18 protein-coding genes are annotated in these 19,316 nt (G+C 36.7%); 16 read left to right on the top strand and 2 right to left on the bottom strand.

Annotated features, from left to right (window positions below):
* The first annotated feature begins 10 nt into the window (after positions 1 to 10).
* The 4 genes from dpaL to BIV60_RS29255 all read left to right on the top strand — a co-directional run bounded on the left by dpaL (position 11) and on the right by BIV60_RS29255 (position 4,596).
* On the top strand, positions 11 to 1,246 hold the full coding sequence (gene dpaL / locus BIV60_RS21025; RefSeq protein ID WP_071357677.1) for a diaminopropionate ammonia-lyase: 1,236 nt from the start codon (positions 11 to 13) through the stop codon (positions 1,244 to 1,246).
* Positions 1,247 to 1,272: 26 nt separating this feature from the next.
* The gene (locus tag BIV60_RS21020; protein ID WP_141770511.1) at positions 1,273 to 2,442 is read left to right on the top strand and encodes a M20 aminoacylase family protein; all 1,170 of its coding nucleotides are present in this window, start codon (positions 1,273 to 1,275) and stop codon (positions 2,440 to 2,442) included.
* A 183-nt stretch (positions 2,443 to 2,625) separates the two neighbouring features.
* The gene (locus BIV60_RS21015) at positions 2,626 to 3,927 is read left to right on the top strand and encodes an aromatic amino acid transport family protein (RefSeq protein WP_071357675.1); all 1,302 of its coding nucleotides are present in this window, start codon (positions 2,626 to 2,628) and stop codon (positions 3,925 to 3,927) included.
* 534 nt (positions 3,928 to 4,461) lie between these two features.
* Complete coding sequence (locus BIV60_RS29255; RefSeq protein WP_141770510.1) at positions 4,462 to 4,596, top strand: BA3454 family stress response protein; 135 nt, start codon at positions 4,462 to 4,464, stop codon at positions 4,594 to 4,596.
* A 380-nt stretch (positions 4,597 to 4,976) separates the two neighbouring features.
* Here the strand turns inward: BIV60_RS29255 and BIV60_RS21010 are convergent, their stop codons facing one another.
* Positions 4,977 to 5,621: a YczE/YyaS/YitT family protein gene (locus BIV60_RS21010; RefSeq protein WP_071357674.1), complete on the bottom strand. Its 645-nt coding sequence runs from the start codon at positions 5,619 to 5,621 to the stop codon at positions 4,977 to 4,979.
* 116 nt (positions 5,622 to 5,737) lie between these two features.
* Between BIV60_RS21010 and BIV60_RS21005 the strand changes: the two genes are divergently transcribed.
* The 9 genes from BIV60_RS21005 (at position 5,738) to BIV60_RS20965 (ending at position 16,083) form a co-directional block, all read left to right on the top strand.
* Positions 5,738 to 6,190: a MarR family winged helix-turn-helix transcriptional regulator gene (locus BIV60_RS21005; RefSeq protein ID WP_071357673.1), complete on the top strand. Its 453-nt coding sequence runs from the start codon at positions 5,738 to 5,740 to the stop codon at positions 6,188 to 6,190.
* Between the two features lie 25 nt (positions 6,191 to 6,215).
* Positions 6,216 to 6,734, top strand: coding sequence for a spermidine/spermine N(1)-acetyltransferase (gene paiA / locus BIV60_RS21000; RefSeq protein ID WP_071357672.1), 519 nt, complete (start codon positions 6,216 to 6,218; stop codon positions 6,732 to 6,734).
* A gap of 250 nt (positions 6,735 to 6,984) precedes the next feature.
* The gene (gene hemG / locus BIV60_RS20995; protein ID WP_071357671.1) at positions 6,985 to 8,367 is read left to right on the top strand and encodes a protoporphyrinogen oxidase; all 1,383 of its coding nucleotides are present in this window, start codon (positions 6,985 to 6,987) and stop codon (positions 8,365 to 8,367) included.
* Between the two features lie 336 nt (positions 8,368 to 8,703).
* Entirely contained in the window at positions 8,704 to 10,143 is a 1,440-nt protein-coding gene (gene nagE, locus BIV60_RS20990; protein ID WP_071357670.1) for an N-acetylglucosamine-specific PTS transporter subunit IIBC, read from the top strand.
* A gap of 160 nt (positions 10,144 to 10,303) precedes the next feature.
* A complete protein-coding gene (locus BIV60_RS20985) occupies positions 10,304 to 10,969 on the top strand; it encodes a hypothetical protein (protein WP_071357698.1) in 666 nt (221 codons plus the stop codon).
* A gap of 2 nt (positions 10,970 to 10,971) precedes the next feature.
* The gene (locus BIV60_RS20980) at positions 10,972 to 11,694 is read left to right on the top strand and encodes a hypothetical protein (protein ID WP_071357669.1); all 723 of its coding nucleotides are present in this window, start codon (positions 10,972 to 10,974) and stop codon (positions 11,692 to 11,694) included.
* A 534-nt stretch (positions 11,695 to 12,228) separates the two neighbouring features.
* A complete protein-coding gene (locus BIV60_RS20975) occupies positions 12,229 to 13,587 on the top strand; it encodes an APC family permease (protein ID WP_071357668.1) in 1,359 nt (452 codons plus the stop codon).
* Positions 13,588 to 13,600: 13 nt separating this feature from the next.
* On the top strand, positions 13,601 to 15,214 hold the full coding sequence (locus BIV60_RS20970) for an amidohydrolase (RefSeq protein ID WP_071357667.1): 1,614 nt from the start codon (positions 13,601 to 13,603) through the stop codon (positions 15,212 to 15,214).
* Positions 15,211 to 16,083 carry a carbon-nitrogen hydrolase gene (locus BIV60_RS20965; RefSeq protein ID WP_071357666.1) on the top strand — a complete coding sequence of 291 codons (873 nt, stop codon included), beginning with the start codon at positions 15,211 to 15,213 and terminating at the stop codon, positions 16,081 to 16,083. The genes BIV60_RS20970 and BIV60_RS20965 overlap by 4 nt, the downstream gene beginning before the upstream one ends.
* Before the next feature lie 45 nt (positions 16,084 to 16,128).
* Here BIV60_RS20965 and BIV60_RS20960 read toward each other — a convergent pair whose 3' ends face one another.
* Positions 16,129 to 16,464, bottom strand: a complete 336-nt coding sequence (locus tag BIV60_RS20960) for a DoxX family membrane protein (RefSeq protein ID WP_371261573.1) — start codon at positions 16,462 to 16,464, stop codon at positions 16,129 to 16,131.
* A gap of 413 nt (positions 16,465 to 16,877) precedes the next feature.
* Here BIV60_RS20960 and BIV60_RS20955 point away from each other — a divergent pair, with 413 nt between their 5' ends.
* The 3 genes from BIV60_RS20955 to aroD all read left to right on the top strand — a co-directional run bounded on the left by BIV60_RS20955 (position 16,878) and on the right by aroD (position 19,141).
* Positions 16,878 to 17,714: a hypothetical protein gene (locus BIV60_RS20955; RefSeq protein WP_071357664.1), complete on the top strand. Its 837-nt coding sequence runs from the start codon at positions 16,878 to 16,880 to the stop codon at positions 17,712 to 17,714.
* Positions 17,715 to 17,834: 120 nt separating this feature from the next.
* The gene (locus BIV60_RS20950; protein WP_483295118.1) at positions 17,835 to 18,380 is read left to right on the top strand and encodes a shikimate kinase; all 546 of its coding nucleotides are present in this window, start codon (positions 17,835 to 17,837) and stop codon (positions 18,378 to 18,380) included.
* Positions 18,377 to 19,141: a type I 3-dehydroquinate dehydratase gene (gene aroD, locus BIV60_RS20945; protein WP_071357663.1), complete on the top strand. Its 765-nt coding sequence runs from the start codon at positions 18,377 to 18,379 to the stop codon at positions 19,139 to 19,141. The genes BIV60_RS20950 and aroD overlap by 4 nt, the downstream gene beginning before the upstream one ends.
* The last annotated feature ends 175 nt before the right edge of the window (positions 19,142 to 19,316 follow it).

Here is a 19,316-nt window from a genome sequence, read left to right as displayed (position 1 = left end):
GGAGATAAAAATGGGAAATTTAACAGAAATTAAATATATTGCAAATGAAACCGCAAGAAAAACAGATACTGAGAAAGCATCTGTAGAATTTATTAATAGTGAAGTAGTTGAAAAGGTAAGAAATTTTCATAAAAGCTTTCCAGAGTATAAAGTAACTCCACTTCACAGCTTAGATGAGTTGTCTAAACAATTTGTAGTTAGCAATATATGGGTAAAAGATGAATCTTATAGATTTGGACTTAATGCTTTTAAAGTATTAGGTGGTTCATATGCTGTTGGTAAATATCTAGCAGAAAAATTAAACGTCGATATTTCAGAGCTTTCTTTTGAAAAACTAAGAAGTAATGAAGTAAAAGAGAAACTAGGGAGTATTACTTTTGTAACAGCAACTGATGGAAATCATGGAAGAGGAATTGCCTGGGCTTCAAATCAGCTAGGACAAAAATCAGTTGTATATATGCCAAAAGGGTCTTCAGAAATAAGATTAAATAATATTAGAAAAGAAGGAGCAGAAGCTTCTATAACAGATCTTAACTATGATGATACAGTTAGGCTGGCAAGCCAGAAAGCTGAAGAAAATGGCTGGGTCTTGGTACAGGATACGGCCTGGGATGGATATGAAAAGATTCCAACTTGGATTATGCAGGGATATGGAACGATTATGGATGAAGCAATGGAGCAGATTGCCGAAGCTGGTGTTGAGCGACCTACGCATGTGTTTTTACAAGCTGGAGTTGGGTCTTTTGCTGCCAGTATGCTCGGATATCTAGTAGAGAAATATGGAGAAGAACGTCCTATTACAGGTATTGTCGAATCGGATAAAGCTGCCTGTCTATACAAATCTATGAATATAGATGATGGAGAGCCTCATTCTGTAACGGGTGATTTAAATACGATTATGGCAGGTTTAGCATGTGGGGAACCAAGTACAACGTCTTGGGGTGTTTTAAAAGATTATGCTGAAATCTTTGGTGCTTGTCCAGATTATGTGGCCGCGCGGGGTATGCGAATTCTTGCAAACCCATTAGGCTATGACCCTCATATAATTTCAGGTGAATCCGGTGCAGTTGGTATGGGATTAGTTAGTCTATTGGCTGAAAATATAATGCTCAATGATATGAAAGAATCGTTGAAACTGAATCAAGATTCGAAGATTCTTATTATCAGCACAGAAGGTGACACTGATCCGGATAATTATAGAAAAGTATTATGGGATGGGGCATATCCATCTGTATATTTCATTTAAATTAAAATATTTTATGAGAGGGTGAAATGAATATGATTAATGGAAATTTTGAAAAACAGCTTACTGAGTGGAGGCACTATCTTCATGCGCATCCGGAAAGTGCATTTGAAGAAAAAAATACTTCTGAATATCTTGGAAAAATATTATCGGAAATGGGATTAGAGGTTCATAGAAATATTGGTGGTACTGGAATCGTCGCTAATCTAACAGTGGGTGATGGAAAAGGGATTATAGGCATTAGATCAGATATAGATGCTATTAACCTAACTGAAGTGGGACAGCATCCATACACCTCCCAGAATCCGGGGAAAATGCATGCTTGTGGTCATGATGGACATATGGCTACAGTTTTGGGGGCAGCAAAGTTATTAACAGAGCGAAAAAATTTTAACGGGACAGTTAGATTTATTTTTCAACCCGCAGAAGAAACTGGTAAAGGTGCTTTTGCTATGATGCAAGACGGACTTTTTGAACGTTTTCCAGTAGATGAGATTTATGGAATGCACAATATGCCAGGCATGCCTGCTGGTTCAATTGCAACTCGTGTAGGTGGAATTATGGGAAGTGAGGATAATTTTGTGATCCGTATCAAGGGGCAAGGCTCACATGCTTCAAGTCCTCATATGGGGAAAGATCCGATCGTTATTGCGTCTGAAATTGTTCTTGCTTTGCAGACCATTATCTCCCGTAATATGGACCCAAGTGTTCCTGCAGTCATTTCGTGTACTGAATTTATAACAGATGGGATTCGAAATGCGATACCTACGAATGTAGTGATTAAAGGGGATACTAGAAGTTATACTCCAGAGGTACAAAAGCTGCTGGAAGAACGGATGAGAACTATTAGTGAAGGAATTTGCAAAATAAATGGAGCGGAATGTCAATTTGAATACACTCATGAATTCGCACCAACAGTTAACTGGGCAGAGTGTGTTGAGATTGCTTTAAGAGCAGCCCAAAATATTGTTGGTGAAAATAATGTGGATGGAAATTGTCAACCGTGGATGGCTTCTGAAGACTTTGGTGCGTTTTTACTGAAGGTTCCTGGCTGCTTTGTATTTATTGGAAATGGCGACGATTCTGATGGGGTAGGAAATGTTCCACTTCATAACTCACGATATGATTATAATAACAAGATATTAAAAATTGGAGCGGAATATTTTGCAGAGTTAATTAAAGTCCGCCTACCAAAATAATATATTAATATTTTGATGCTAGGTATGTTTGGTACTGTATTTAAGGAGGGTCTTGGAATTATTTTTCCGAGACTTAGCAATAAAAGTAATTGAAGGCGGTTTCAAAATAGAAATACAATATTAATTTTTCAAAAATAAACTATATTAATAAGCCAAAAAAAGAGGCTCAAGGAGAAATTATATATGTATGGAAATGCAGCTGAAAAAATTGCAGAAGAAAATGAAAAATTATTACCAGACCCTAAAAAATGGCATAAACAAGACACCACCTGGGCATTAAGTCTTTTTGGAACCGCAATTGGAGCAGGAGTACTCTTTTTACCTATTAATGCAGGAGTGGGAGGTATAGTATCATTACTGTTCATTACTCTACTTGCATTTCCTATCATGTACTTTGGGCATAGGGCGTTTGCTAAAATTATCTATGCTTCCAAAGCTGCTGATGAAGGGATTACAGGTACGATAAGAGAGTATTTCGGAAATAAGGCAAGCAAAACTTTTAACTTGGTCTATTTTTTCGCCATTTACACTATCGTGCTGATGTATTCGGTTGCATTAACAAATACCGCCAATAGTTTTATCGTGAATCAATTGCACTTAAAGGAGCCACCGAGGGCAATTTTATCACTTGTATTGGTGCTCGTTCTTATATTTATATTGAATTTTGGCCAAGATAAGACGATAAAGGTAATGAGCCTGCTTGTATATCCGTTTATAGCTTCTCTTTTGTTTATAGCAATATATCTGATTCCACAGTGGAATACGTCGAGCCTAAATCTTTCAAGTATTTCTACAGCTTCATCTGGACAAAGTGTTTTAGGAATGCTATGGATGACTTTCCCGATCATGGTATTATCGTTTAATCATTATCCTATAATATCGCCTTTTGTTATAAAACAGAGGGCAACCTATGGAGAAGAAGCTACTGACGCAAAATGTGCCCAAATACAAAAATACGGTTATATACTGATATTCTGTGTCGTTATGTTCTTTGTTTACAGTTGTGTCTTGAGTTTGTCTCCAAAGGATCTTGCAATGGCAAAGGAACAGAATTTGTCAATCCTTTCGTATCTTGCTAATCATTTAAATATGCCTGTAATCACTTATTCAGCTCCTCTCATTGCTTTTGTTGCCATAACAAAGTCGTTTCTTGGCCATTATGTGGGGGGATACGAGGTAATACGTGACATTATTATGGAGTCCAGCAGAGCCCGCGGAAAAGAACTTAAAGAAAAAACAGTTAAGACAATGATTCTTGTTTTTGTAATATTAACATGCTGGTATACTGCTTATGCAAATCCAAGTATTCTTGGAATCATTGATACCATCAGCGGACCTACAGGTGCTGTTATTTTATGTATTTTACCAATGTATTCTATCCGTAAAGTTCCTGTATTGGCTAAAAACAGGGGGAAAATAAGCAATGTTTTTGTCACTGTTGTAGGCTTGATTACTGTCTTGGCAATTTTTAAATCATTATTTTAGTTCACTAGTGTTGCATAAATAGTGTTGTAATCTTCATACACAGAGGGAGGACCTTTTCCATTAATTGAAAAGTAGTATGGGAATAAGATGGAATTAATAACCTATATAATTTGCTTTAATCAGGTAGCTGATTTCCACCAACTGTAATAATAAAAGCAAAACAATACCTTCACGATAAAACGCCAATCCTTTGATAGTTAAGGGATTGGTGTTTTTTGAATGTATTTTTCGACATTTTTCTGCATGTTCAGAGATGTAACAGAATACATAACAGATTAGAATCATAAAAAGTTTGTTGATTTTATTGGCTTTGGCCATTATAAGCGCGGCTAGAAGCCTAACCATTTTTTGTTAAGTTGAGATTTTGTCAAATCTTGACCTTTTTTTTTGCTTTAATCATTTTTGATTTATTTGTAAAATATAAAAAAGTCAAAAAACAGTTATTTAAATATCAAAATTAAATTTGGATTTTTGGGAAGAACTAAATAATTAAAAGCCAGCATTATAGAATTGCATAAAGGAGATGGAACAAAAATGTACAAATATACAATCTATGTAACTCATGAAGGTAAAACTTATCAAACTAACGTAATAGCTACTAAAGAACAAACGGAAGAAGAGGTTTATCGTATAGCAAAAGAACAAGTTCTTAAACAATGGGCAAATTAAATACAGAAACCTCCGATTAAAATGATTTCGAATAAAGTTTCTACTTGAGTATAGATTTTTTTCTTTTACTTGAATAGCTGCCAAATGCTGCTTCTTTTTATAGCTGGTGCATAAAGTAAAAGTAGATTATTAAATTGATAACTGGTTCCGTTCCCTATCGCAAACATTGAAAATGTAAATAAAAAATGACTATCAAAATGTAGCTTAATTTGATAGTCATTTTTTATTTATATATAAGGGTTTTGGTTATTTTTTAAGTAAAGTTTAATAAGGAAAATCCTAATTTTATAGTGTGTTAAGGTAAAATCATTACTAGAACAACGGTAATGATTTTTTCTTCTTCAAGTAATGGAGGTTAGTTGAAAGAAAAATAAAAACCATCATAATGAATGGTTTTTATCTTTATCATCAATTGGTGTTGTACTAGTGTTTGTTAATATGCGGTCTATTACTTTTTTAGTAAGTGGCATGAAGGAATTGAGTATTAACCCTCCTAAACAAACGGTTAATAAAGTTCCAATGCCAATGGGTCCATTGAATATTATCGCCATTATCAAGAATACTAGGTAAATGAATGTTCTCGATACCAGTATATTTGTTCTAGTTAATTCTTGTATGATTAAGGTTAAACGGTCAATTGGAATGGGGGCAATATTTGTATGTAAATAAATTGCTGTTCCCAATCCTATAACAACTAATCCGATTCCAAAACAAACAACTTTGCTGTACCATAGTTCAGGTGTAACAAAATCGTGCAATAAAAAGAGCCACATATCAATACCAATACCCGTTATAAATGATGTTAACAACCCCAAAACTTCAGGTCTTTGTCTCTTTAAAAATGAATTACAACCGATCAATATGAAAGCTAAGATGATTTCCCAACTCCCTACCGTAAGCCCCGCATTTTTTGAAAGTCCTACCAAAAGTGCATCAAAAGGTGAAGTTCCAAGATCTGATTGTATAGTGAAAGAAATACCAAGGGTTAATATTAAAATTCCGAATACATAAAAAACATATTTCACTTTACTCAACCCCTCTATCATTATTTTTTTATTGCAAATGCAACAAAAATAAGTTAAATTTAATATATGTCATATTTATTGCATTTGCAACAATAATCTGTGCTAAGGAGTTTATTATGAAGGGAATTCTTCGTGAAATTGGAATGATCGCAAGGGCATTAGATTCGATAAGCAATATCGAATTTAAAGAATATGACCTTACAAAAGGGCAGTATTTGTACCTTGTGCGAATATATGAAAACCCAGGCATCATTCAAGAAAAGTTAGCTGAGATGATAAAAGTAGATCGAACAACAGCAGCTCGTGCGATAAAAAAACTTGAAATGAATGGCTTTATTGAAAAGAAAGATGATCAACATAACAAAAAAATCAAAAAGCTCTTTCCAACAGAGAAAGGGAAAAAGGTTTATCCTTTTATAAAACGAGAAAATGATTATTCCAATCTCGTTGCATTAGAGGGGTTTTCAGAAACAGAGGTAGAAATCATTTTCAATCTTCTTCAAAGAGTTAGAAAAAATATTGAAATAGACTGGGAATTTGTAAAAAAGGGAAACAAGCGAAATTATTGATTAGATAAAGGAGCGGCATATTTAAATGACGATAGATATAAAAAAGTGTACCCTTGAAGATTTACGTAAACTTCAAGAAATTAGTTATGAAACATTTGATGAGACATTTAAGGATCAGAATTCACCCGAAAATATGAATGCCTATTTGGAAAGGTCATTTAACTTAAAACAATTAGAAAAAGAATTAAACAATATTTCTTCGGAATTCTTTTTTGTTTATTTTAATAATGAAATCGCTGGATATTTAAAGATTAATACTAATGATGCTCAGTCTGAAGAAATGGGGGATGAATCACTCGAAATCGAGAGGATTTATATAAGGAGTAAATTTCAAAAACACGGGCTTGGAAAATATTTGCTAAATAAGGCGCTGGAAATTGCGATGGAGCGTATTAAAAAGAAAATTTGGCTAGGCGTATGGGAAAAGAATGAAAATGCGATTGCTTTTTATAAGAAAATGGGGTTTGTTCAAACTGGAGCCCACTCTTTTTTTATGGGTGACGAAGAACAAATAGATTTTATCATGACCAAAACACTTATATAACTTTTTTGAAATGTGGATTATGATGTATATTCCTAAATATTATAAGGTCACAGATGTTGAGGTAATTTGGGATTTTGTTCATAAAAACTCTTAAACGGAACCCGTTATCAAATTGAGGGTCTATTTTTTATGTCTAAAATCGCAATATTATTGGTTAACAACCAAAACAATCTACATGGTTGGTACCTGTCAACTGAACGGTATGGTAAACTTGAATGGTTAAGTTGGAATTATATAAGAGGTGGCAACAGTGAAAACAGTCGTAGTGATCGGTGGCGGTATTACGGGGTTATCGGCCATGTATGAATTACAAAAATGGAAGAACGCGAATAGGGCGGATGTCAGGCTGGTTTTGGCTGAAGCGTCCAATCAGCTGGGCGGGAAAATCCGAACAGTTAAACAAAATGGATTTGTGATTGAAACGGGAGCGGATTCCATCGTATCCCGTAAAATAGAGACAATGCCAGTAGTTGAAGAACTTGGTTTGGAAACGGAAGTAGTCTATAACGCGACAGGCCGTTCCTATATTTACACAGATAGTGAATTAAAGCTTATACCGGAGGATGCTGTTTTTGGAATTCCGGCAAGCATTGAATCCCTTGCGAATAGCACGCTCGTTTCTGCGGAAGGAAAAGTGGCGGCACTGAAGGATTTTTATACTAAAAATGAAACGTTCACCAAGAACGATTCCATCGGATACTTTCTTGAGCACTTCCTTGGGACGGAATTGGTGGAAAAACAAATTGCTCCTGTCCTCTCCGGCGTCTATTCCGGAAAACTCAGTGACTTAACGATCAAATCCACCCTTCCATATCTGATCGATTATAAGGAAAAATACGGAAGTATTATAAAAGGGCTCGAAGCCAATAAACAGAAATTTAAAGGCGGGGAAAGGAAGTTCCTTTCTTTTCAAAATGGTTTAGGTTCACTGATTGACGCATATGAGGAAAAGCTGGCAGAAGCTGAAATTTTAAAAAATACAAAAGTCAATAAAATTGAAAAAGAGGGCAGCCGTTATCAAGTGTTTCTAAATAATGGGGAAATCATCGAAGCGGATTACATCGTGCTAAGTATTCCAAATACAGCTGCTGAATCGTTAATCAATGATCAGGATCTTCAAGGCAAATTTTCAGGGTTGAAAAATAGTTCTTTGATTAGTGCTTACCTTGGCTTTGATGTACCCGATAGCGTCCTGCCAGCGGATGGAACGGGTTTTATCACCGCGAATACGGATGAATTGTCCTGCAACGCCTGTACCTGGACAAGCCGGAAATGGGAGCATACTTCAAAATCTGGAAACCTGCTGGTCAGACTCTTTTACAAAAGCAGCCATCCTTCATTTGCTTCGTTAGAGATAATGGGTGAAGAAGAATTGCTCGAGGTTGCTCTTAGAGATATTCGCAAAAGCCTTGGGATTCATGCAAAGCCAATTTCAAGCGAAATTACTAAATGGACTGATCAAATGCCGAATTATTTAATTACCCATCCAGGAAGTGTGGAAGTGCTTGAAAGCAAAATGGCTGCCGATTACCCTGGAATTATTATTGCCGGTTGTTCCTATTATGGAGTAGGTATTCCGGACTGTATTGAAAACGGGGCAGCTTCTGCAAGAAAGATTATTGAAATGTTTTAATGTTAAAGAGGGTAGCTGTAGCTATCCTCTTCTGTTTTAAAATTAATTTCGGGAATTCATAACAAAAGGCAAAGTGAGTAAGGGGAGTCACTTTGCCTAATTTTCTTACAAACTATGAATTAGGCTAAATATGTATTTTGAATAGAATGAAGTAATAAAATAGTAAAAATTATGATTTCATCTTAGATAGTCTTTTTAAGGGGGTGGTCTGTGGCGAAGAAAGAACCAAAGGGCAATCCAATAGTTGAAGGGAATTATTCATTCTTATTGTTAAAGTATTTTTTTAATGTTAATTGGTTGTTAGATTTCTAGAATCTTTTAACAGGAGGAATTAACATGAAGAAATATTTACAGAGAATTGGTCGTTCTTTGATGTTGCCAGTTGCTGTGTTGCCGGCAGCAGCCATCTTAATGGGTATTGGCTATTGGATTGACCCGACTGGATGGGGTGCAGGCAGCCCAATAGCCGCCTTTTTAATTAAAGCTGGAGGATCGATCCTTAATCATATCCCAATTCTATTTGCCGTAGGGGTTGCATTGGGTATGGCAAAGGAGCGGGATGGTTCAGCGGCACTTAGCGGCTTGGTTGCTTACCTGGTCGTGACCACCTTGCTTTCAAGCGATTCTGTTGCGATGCTCCAGGGGATTGATGCGGCAAAAGTGGACCCGGCTTTTGGAAAAATCGAAAATGCTTTTGTCGGGATTCTCTCAGGTCTTGTTGCTTCCCGCACGTATAATCGTTTTAGTCATGTAAAATTACCAGATGCCTTTGCCTTCTTTAGCGGGAAACGGCTCGTGCCGATTATGACCTCACTTGCCATGTTAGTAGTTTCCCTTGTATTATTCTTTGTCTGGCCTGTGATCTTTACGGGTTTGGTTTCTTTTGGAGAAGGGATTAGTAAATTAGGTGCCCTTGGCGCAGGCCTATATGGATTTTTCAATCGACTATTAATTCCATTGGGATTGCATCACGCCTTAAATATGGTATTTTGGTTCGATATTGCCGGCATTAACGATATCGGAAACTTCTGGGCCAGCAAAGGGGTAAAAGGTGTTACCGGTATGTATCAAGCAGGCTTCTTCCCGGTGATGATGTTTGGGCTGCCTGCAGCAGGACTTGCGATGTATCATACCGCAAAAACTAAGCATAAGAAACAAGTTGCCTCCTTAATGATGGCAGCGGGATTTGCTTCCTTTTTTACTGGTGTTACAGAACCAGTTGAATTTGCCTTTATGTTTGTTGCACCGGTCCTTTATTTCGTTCATGCTGTATTAACAGGAATTTCCCTAGCTGTGGCAGCCTTATTCCATTGGACCGCCGGATTTGGCTTTAGCGCCGGATTGATTGACTTTGTTTTAAGCTTAAAAATTCCGATTGCGAATCAACCATATATGCTGCTTGTTCAGGGATTAGTTTTTGCTGTTATCTATTATTTCTTATTCCGCTTCATCATCGTGAAATTTAACTTAATGACTCCTGGAAGAGAAGAAGATTTAGATGAAGAAGCAGTTGGGGCTGTTATGAGCGGAAGCAAATTTGCAGAGCTTGCAGCCAAGATCTATGAGGGCTTGGGTGGAGATGCAAATGTTACTTCTGTAGAAAATTGTGTGACCCGGTTAAGAGTTGAGGTAAAAGATATGAATGCGGTTGATCAAAGTAAAATTAAGGCAACCGGTGTTCCAGGTGTCATTGTTGTAGGGCCGCAGAACATTCATGTGGTTGTCGGAACCCAGGTGCAATTTGTGGCAGATGAAATCGAGAAATTGAGGAAATAAGGTTTTGAGGGTGTCCCAAGGTAAATTTGGGACACTTATTTTTTTATAGATTAAAAGATAATACATGTGGTATGGTAATGTTAAAATATTCCTTTTATTAAAAGGGAGGTGCTTTAAAATCATAAATTTTGATTTTTCTATTACCCTTGCAGGTTTTTTGATGGGAGCTTTGGGTTGGGTCTTCATTGGTGTAATTGCCTATCAAATTTATAAAAAATACACTGTTAAACCAACGAAATGGAAGGCTATTGTCGCAAACCTTATTGGTGTTTTTTCGTTTACAATTAATTGGAATATGTCCGGTATACTGATTAAGTTTCCAATCCTGCCGCTGGGTGTGTGGATTTTATACGGGATTTTAAAACGAAGAGGGGATTCCTGGAGTACCTACCGTCCATTTGCATGGCTAGGGTTTTGGGCAAATTTTATTTTTTTACTTACATCTTTGGGTTCGGGTCCTATTCAACAGGTATTGTATCCCCAAAACAATGTATCAACCTATATTTCAATTACAGACCATGCAGCGATTATTAAAATCTATTCACCTGGAAAAGATGATTCCCTTAATAAGGAGAATTTACATAAACAGCTTTCATCAATGAAGCAAGGAAATATTTATAGTGAACAATGGTATTATTCCATGGTAGATTCAAAGAAAAAAGATGAACGATTTCCTTACCAACTCATCGGCAGCTCCCCGAAGTTTGGCATCGACCTAAAGACAATCGTATATGTTGAAAAAGATGGTAAAGGATTATTAATCGTGACACCATATGAGCAATTTTATTTTCGCTCCCAAAATTCGTTGTTACGAGGGGGGAATTAAAGTTGTTGAAAAAAAGTTTATGGATTGCCAGTTTAGCAATAATAGTTATAATATCTGTAATAATCTACCAGAATTATGATTCGAAACCAAGTCCTTTTCCGGCCAAAAACCAATTAGTCAGCAGGATTAATCATCTATTCCCGGAAGCTGCAGTAAATAAAATTCAAGACACCGTCTTCCTTGATGAAAAAAATGTATTTGTACCGTTTATTTCAAAAGGATCCAAATATGGAACAAGTTTTTGGGTGTGGGAAAAACGGAAATGGGAGCTTGAATCGGTTAACACTGGAGGAGAACCACAATTATTGAAACTTCATTTGGATGAACCGGAAACGTTTTATTTTTCTTGGAATATTGATCCGAATAGTAAACTAAGTTATGGAAAGTTTTATTTGTTACGGGACAGGAGTTTTTTGGTCACAGACGGAAAGCAACATTATTTTCCGAAAATCCAAATAGAGAAGAAGGTTTCATTTGATACTAAGCCTTATGGGGTGCTGCAAATCCCCAAGGAATGGGTGACAGTATTGAATTCTTTTATGGAACAAGATTCAGCGAAACAATCGAATTACTTTTTTAAAAATGAACAGATAAATTTTGGCTGGATCCCCTTTAATTCCAAAAATAAAGCGATTTCTCCGCATGATTTAAATGGGAATAGTTTCTCAAATTATGGTGAGCACGAGGAAATGGTAAGATTTTTGGGTGAAGAGGAAATCGAGTAATGATATGCGATTTTGCATAGATAAAAAAGAAATTCCCCTTATTTTTTGAGGGGAATTTCTTTGATTTACTTTATCTTTTGAAATAGATAAAAAACATACCCATAATATTCATGGTAGTTACGATATAAGTCGATTTAGTGTTGTGTACCTTCGATTATTTTTAAAGCATCCTCGTTTTCTTTGTATTTTTCACGAAGAAAAGAAAGTCTGTTTTCTAGGGGAGTATAATAATCTTCCCACCATGCCAATTAGGTAAAACGAAGGTATCAATCAGCTGGTATCCTACCACTCGGGCATTCGAGTCAACGGTACCAGCATTTTACCATGTATACCTAAAGATAAGCGGGTAGCAATGTGAATTTGTTTATGAACATCGCGGATTTTTAGGATTATGCAATTTAACATAAATTATTTACTTATGCATAAATAAGGGAGGCGAAATATAATGTGTTTTCTGAAAAGTCAGTTATATATACCTTTTATTGGGCTTGGCATAGAACTTGCATTTTTATTTAAAAAAAGGAGGAATGATAGATGCAAAAAACCGTTCAATTACAACGGTCGTTGACTTTTTTTCATCTTGTATTGTTAGGCCTTGCTTACATGGCACCATTGACGGTCTTTTCAACCTTCGGAATCGTTGAATCAATTTCTAAAGGAGTAACACCTTCTGCCTACATAGTTGCCCTTATTGCCATGCTGTTTACAGCATACAGCTATGGACGAATGGGAAAAGCTTTTCCTATTGCCGGTTCGGCCTATTCCTACACGCAAAAATCAATAAGCCCACATCTGGGTTTTATGGTAGGCTGGGTTATTTTAATGGATTATTTATTTATTCCAATGATTAATTTCCTCATCATTGCACTTTACTTAACAGAATATTTTCCGTCCATCCCATTTAGCGTTTGGATTATTAGCATGATTGTTCTTGTAACCGTATTCAATGTCATTGGCATGAAAGTAACCGTTACGATGAATATGCTTCTGCTTGGATTTCAATACCTCGTACTTATATTTTTTGTTATTCTTGGTGTGAAGTCCCTCTTAACCGGAACAGGCCAAGGAACATTATTTTCAGTAACACCATTTATGACCGAACATACATCATTGGTGGCGATTTTTTCTGGAGCTTCGATTCTTTGCTTATCGTTTTTAGGGTTCGATGCACTAACAACATTTGCCGAAGAGACGATTAAACCGGAAAAAACGATTCCGAAAGCTATCATGTTTGTAACGCTTTTTGCCGGAGCATGTTTTATCTTCATTTCTTATCTTTCACATTTAATTCACCCAGATTTTACTTCTTATAAAAACCTTGATACTGCCGCTATTGAAGTGGCCAAATTAATCGGAGGAACCTTTTTTAATGCGCTTTTTATTGCTGCTATGGTGGTTTGTGCATTCACCTCTGCAATGGCTTCACATGCTAGTGTATCAAGAATTTTATTTGCAATGGGCAGAGATTCAGTTATTCCGAAAAAGTTTTTTGCCTATATCCATCCAAAATTTAAAACACCTTTAAACAATATTGTTTTAGTAAGTATTTTTGCGTTAGCCGCACTGTTCACTGATCTTGTAACGATTACTTCCTTTATCAATTTTGGGGCATTAATCGCCTTTACCTTTGTAAATTTGAGTGTGATTGCACATTATTTTATAAAAGGAAAGCAAAGGTCGTTAAAAGGAATTGTATTGTATTTGATTGTTCCATTAATTGGGGCCATCGTTTCGATAAAGCTATGGAGTGATTTAGATAGTAAATCAATGACTTTGGGAGGAATTTGGACAGTTGTCGGGATTGCCTATCTGGCATATAAAACCAAATTATTCCGTGTTCAGCCGCCGCAGCTTGATTTTACTGAAGACTCTAGCAATGATTTAACGATATAAGGAGAGATTTCATATGAGATTCGCAGCAGACATTGTGATGAGAGGAAACGCAGTTTTTACAGGTGCCTCAGATGCACCAATATCAGCGTCAATCCTTATAAAAGAAAATAAAATTGTTAAGGTTATAGAATCAGAGGATGTTTCTGATTATATTGATCATCAGACTAAGATTTACGATTTTGAAGATCAATTAATTATGCCGGGATTTCATGACTTTCATATCCATCTCCTTATGGGAGGTTTATTGAATGATAGTGTCAGACTTCATTTGTCCAGGTCGGCAAAAGAAGCTGCCCAAATAGTGAAGGAGTATGCGGATACGAAAAAGGAGGATCCATTTGTCATTGGCTGCAGCTGGGAGCAAAATCAATGGGAGGAAGGAGAACCACATCGATCCTATTTAGATGAGGTCATCCCTGATCGTCCCGTGCTCCTGTACCAAGCTGAATTTCATAGTGCATGGGTAAATTCAAAGGCGCTTGAATTAGCAGGGATTGATCGAAATACGGAAAACCCGCCCTATGGGGAAATTGTAAAGGATGAAAATGGCGAGCCAACAGGATTATTATTGGAACATGCAGTAGGTCTTGTTACCAAGGTATTACCGATTAGTTTGGAAATAAAGGGAAAACTGCTCGATAACTTTTTAACAGAAGCCGCTAAATGCGGGGTGACCTCGGTTCATGACTTGTTGCGAATTCCGGAAATGAGTACAGAAGAAGCCGAACTATATGCCGACTATGAAAGAGAAGGGAAATTAACTACCAGGGTACATTTTGTTGCCCCATTAAATGGCGACCTTGAGCTCGCTAAAAGTTTACAAGAAACATATAAGAGCAACATGGTTCAATTTTGTGGCTTTAAACAGTTTGCTGATGGGGTAACGACCAGCTATACGGCCTATTTACTAGAGCCATATACGAATAATCCGGAAACAAAGGGAAGTACGGTTTTTCCGGAAGAAACGATTAAAAAATGGACAGTAGAAGCGGATAAAGAAGGATTCCGTGTTCGGTTCCATTGTATAGGGGATGGGGCGGTTCAATTAGCATTGGATTCATTTGAAGCTGCGCAAAAGGAAAATGGGGTTCGAGATTCCCGCCATTCAATTGAGCATGTGGAAATGATTCACCCTGATGACATTGACCGTTTCTATCAATTAGGCGTGATTGCCTCAGTACAGCCGGAGCACATTAATGTCACTACAAGGGACGTATACGAGGAATTAATTGGACCAGAAAGAATGAAATATAATTTCTTATTAAAGACAATGATCGATAAAGGTACAAATGTGGTTTTTGGCACGGATTATCCAGTTGTAAAATTGGATCCATTCCCTGGAATCTATCGTGCTGTTACTAGATTGGATGATGAAGGTGTAGTTTGGGACGGGGAGGAAAGGATTTCTCTAAAGGATGCACTCCTTGCCTATACGGCTGCACCTGCATATGGTTCATTCCGGGAGCATGAACTTGGGACGATAGAGGCTGGAAAATTAGCGGATATTATTGTCCTTGACCGGAATTTATTTGCAGTTCCATATGAGGAAATTAAAAAAACGAAAGTGGTCTTAACCATGGTGGACGGAAAAGTTGTCCATGAAATAGTTGAGGAGGTTTCACGATGAGTAAAGTGAAAATTGGATTAGTGCAAATGACGTGTGATGAGAGAGTCGAAATCAATATCGAAAAGGCAAAAGCTAAGGTGAGAGAAGCAGCAGCACAGGGTGCTAACATTGTTTGTTTGCAGGAGCTTTATCATGCGCAATATTTTGCTCAAACTGTTTCTGTTGATCATTATCAGTTGGCCATCCCGCATGACCATGAAGCGATTGTGGAAATGCAGGAGCTTGCTAGAGAACTTGGAATCGTGTTAATTGTTCCGTTCTATGAATGGGCAGCTAAAGGAGTTTATTTTAATAGTGCAGCTGTTTTTGATGAAGCGGGCAACCATTTAGGAACCACCCGGAAAAATCATATTCCAGATGGCCCTCAATATCATGAAAAATATTATTTCACACCAGGGGATACTGGTTACCCGGTATATGATACGAAATTTGGAAGAATTGGGATTGGCATTTGCTGGGACGAGTGGTTTCCGGAAGTTGCCCGGATTTTGACATTAAAAGGTGCCGACATTCTTTTCTATCCTTCTGCAATCGGGTCCGAGCCGGATCATCCGGAGCTTTCCACAAAAACAGCTTGGACAAAAGCGATTTCCGCACATGGAATTCACAATGGAGTTTTTGTGGCAGCAGTGAACCGTGTCGGAAAGGAAAAAGATATGAGCTTTTACGGCGGCAGCTTCATCAGCAATCCAATGGGAGAAATCATTCTATCATTAGATGAACAAGAAGGAATATTAGTTCAAAGCATCCATTTAAGAGAAATCGAATTTGCCAGAAACCTATTGCAATTTTTAAGAGACCGGCGGACTGATACATATGGGCCGATATTAGAAAAAACATTGGTGCCGGTAACCGCTCGAAGCTTATAGAATTATATCGAAGAAATCCCCCTCAATTCACAGAGGGGGATTTCTTTAATCTGGATTTCGATTATAAAGGACGATAAGCAGGATGAGCATGACAATATCCAACCGTGCATCGAAGGCAAACTGCAAGATACTGGTGTGGACGGTAGGAACTTTGGTTAGAATGATAGCAGCGATCATAATGGCTATTAAAGGAATCACTGCATTTCTTACACTTTTGTTAAGCAGGATCAGAATCCCGCAAACAATTTCAAGAAGAATGATTGTATTAAGTAGAACATGCGGATAAGGCAGCTCTAATGCGATAAAATGATTGGCTAACGCTGTATTCAGTAATTTCATAAACCCGGAAGTAATAAAAACATAGGCAACAGCATAACGAATGAGTTTAAACGTTGTAAACGAACGAAAAATGGCAATCCCCCCTTAATAAAAATGTATGCAATAGGAAGGACAAACCATTACAGAAAAATTATTTGAGAAAGTTCTTTATAATTAGCGGAGTAAATAAAGTTGAAGATTTAAAAGAAATGGGTTATTTTTTATTAACATCAATAAAGGAATAATAAAAAATTTTTACAAAACACGAAGCCACATACATTAGGAACAGAAAATTCAGAATCTGATGCAAACTCTTATCCCCCTTTAAATTAGTAAAGGTAAATTCCTTATAGCTTCATTCTATCCAGAAAATACAAAGAAATAATAAAGTGTATGTAAATATTTGGTTAAGCTGGGAGTTTGGTGATGGGATAGGGTGAAAAAGCAAAGAATGCGTTGAAAGGACCCAGAGTAAGATGAATATTCTGTCTTTTTTAATATATACCTTTATCATTAGTTTTATAGAACTACTATATCTTGTTGGCGCCATTATTATTATTGGCATAATCTTGGGGATTCTTGAAAAATATACGAACAAATTTTTGATTCGAACTTTTGGACCGAGAGGTGTGCTTTGGACTGCCTGGATTGGAACGCCAATCCACGAACTTGGCCATTTAATCATGTGCTTTTTATGGGGGCATAAGGTATCCAGAGTAAAATTCCTTCAGTTCAATCATCCAGAGGGTATCCTGGGATATGTCGAACATTATTACAATCGGAATAGTATCTATCAACAAATAGGAAACTTTTTTATCGGCTTAGGCCCAATCTTTAGCGGGATTGGTTCCTTACTTTTGGGAATGTATCTTTTACTTCCCCAGTCATTTAACACATTAGAATCAGAAATCCATCTTCATGTATCTTTTGAAAAATTGGATGTAAATCTTTTAAAAACCGCGGGTGATTCAAGTATTGCCATCATCAAAAGCATTTTTATTCCTGAAAATCTAATTAATCCATTGTTCTGGATCTTTCTTATACTTGCATTCTGCATTTCAGCGCATATTGGCTTAAGTAAAGCAGATATCCAAAATTCTACCAAAGGGCTTTTGATGATATTCTTTGTGTTGGTTTTATTAAATGCTGCTGCAGGAATTTTACAAGTCAACACGCTTAAAATTGTTCGTCGAATTGCAGAATACAATGCCTATGTGCTCGCATTCTCGAGCATTGCAGTATTCCTTTCTTTAATAACCTTTTTGATTAGTTTCACTTTTGAACGGATTTTTAGATACTCCAAGAAGATATAAAGCTTTATCTCATGGATTCTTCCTTCTTTGTTTAGTTTTTCAGAATTATCAATTGTTTTTTACAATACCAAAGGCTTATACTTGATACAAGTTGCTATTTTAAGCTTTCAGGAGTGAATAATTTTGCAAAAAGATGAAAAAAGTATTGTCTTTATCGGATTTATGGGTGCTGGTAAAACCACGATTGGAAAAATTCTCGCAGAAAAATTGAATCGGGAATTTATTGATATAGATGAAGAAATCGAAAAAGAATTCAGTATGCCTGTATCGCAAATCTTCAAGCAATATGGAGAAAAGATCTTTAGAGAAAGGGAAAAAAGTCTGATAACAGAGAAATGTAATCAAGGGCGTCAAATCATTTCTGTTGGCGGCGGGGCTTTCCTTCAGAAGGAAATTCGAAAAATATGTTTAGCCACTTGTACAGTAATTTTCCTCGATATCTCTTGGGAGTGCTGGAAAGATCGCATCAGCCTGATTATCGATAGCCGTCCTGTTTTACAAGGAAAGTCAATGGATGAAATAGAGGAGCTATTTTATAAAAGGCAGGAAGTTTACGCGCAGCATCATATTAATATAAAAACCGACCAAAAGTGCCCGGAAGAAGTTGCGGATGATATTATCGATTCATTAAAGTTTCCCGGGGAAAAAAGGAAGGGTTCGATATGAAAAAAATAGTTACAGTTCGCGGAATTACAATCGGTGAAGGGATTCCAAAAATATGTGTTCCACTGGTAGGACAAACACTAGAAGAACTAAAAGAAGAGGCAAAACATGTAAACACAATTGATGTGGATCTAGTCGAATGGCGAGTTGACTTTTTCAACGATATTGAGGAAATCGAAAAAGTTATAGAAGCTCTCAGTGAAATCCGTGCCTACTTGCAAGACAAGCCGCTCATTTTTACGTTTCGCAGTGCCAAAGAAGGCGGAGAAAAGGAACTCAACTCCTCAGAATATATGCATTTAAACAAACGAATTGCTGAAACAGGTTTCGTGGATATCATCGATATTGAGTTATTTAATAAGGAATCAGAGGTTAAAAGTTTAATTGAGTTTGCTCATTCCCAAAATGTTTTCGTCATTCTTTCCAATCATGATTTTGAAAAAACTCCAGCAAAAGAGGAAATTGTCTCAAGGCTGCGGAAAGCTCTGGAACTTGGAGGAGATTTTCCGAAAATCGCTGTTATGCCGAATAGTGCGGCAGATGTATTAACTCTATTAGATGCAACAAATTCCATGAAAGAACAATATCCGGACCGGCCAATCATTACCATGTCGATGGCAGGTAAAGGAGTTATCAGCCGCTTGTCCGGCGAACTGTTTGGATCGGCATTGACCTTCGGGGCCGCAAAGAAATCTTCTGCTCCAGGGCAAATTGATGTGAAAGAATTAAGAAAAGTATTATCACTATTACACAATAATTTGTAAAGGCTATTTTGACGAAGAAACTTCTTTTTTCAAACGTTATATTAGAAATGGATTAAATAACATAAAACCAAAAATACATACACAAAAACGATTAGATCTGACTCCAGTGCTTTAAAGCAAAAACGCATTGGAACGGGTCTTTTTTTATTTTAATTAAATAAGAATAATATTATAT

It is taken from the genome of Bacillus sp. MUM 116 (genome assembly GCF_001866655.1).
Taxonomy (GTDB): domain Bacteria; phylum Bacillota; class Bacilli; order Bacillales; family Cytobacillaceae; genus Neobacillus.
The sequence above is the reverse complement of the archived record's forward strand: the minus strand, read 5'-3'. Positions and strand labels throughout refer to the sequence as shown.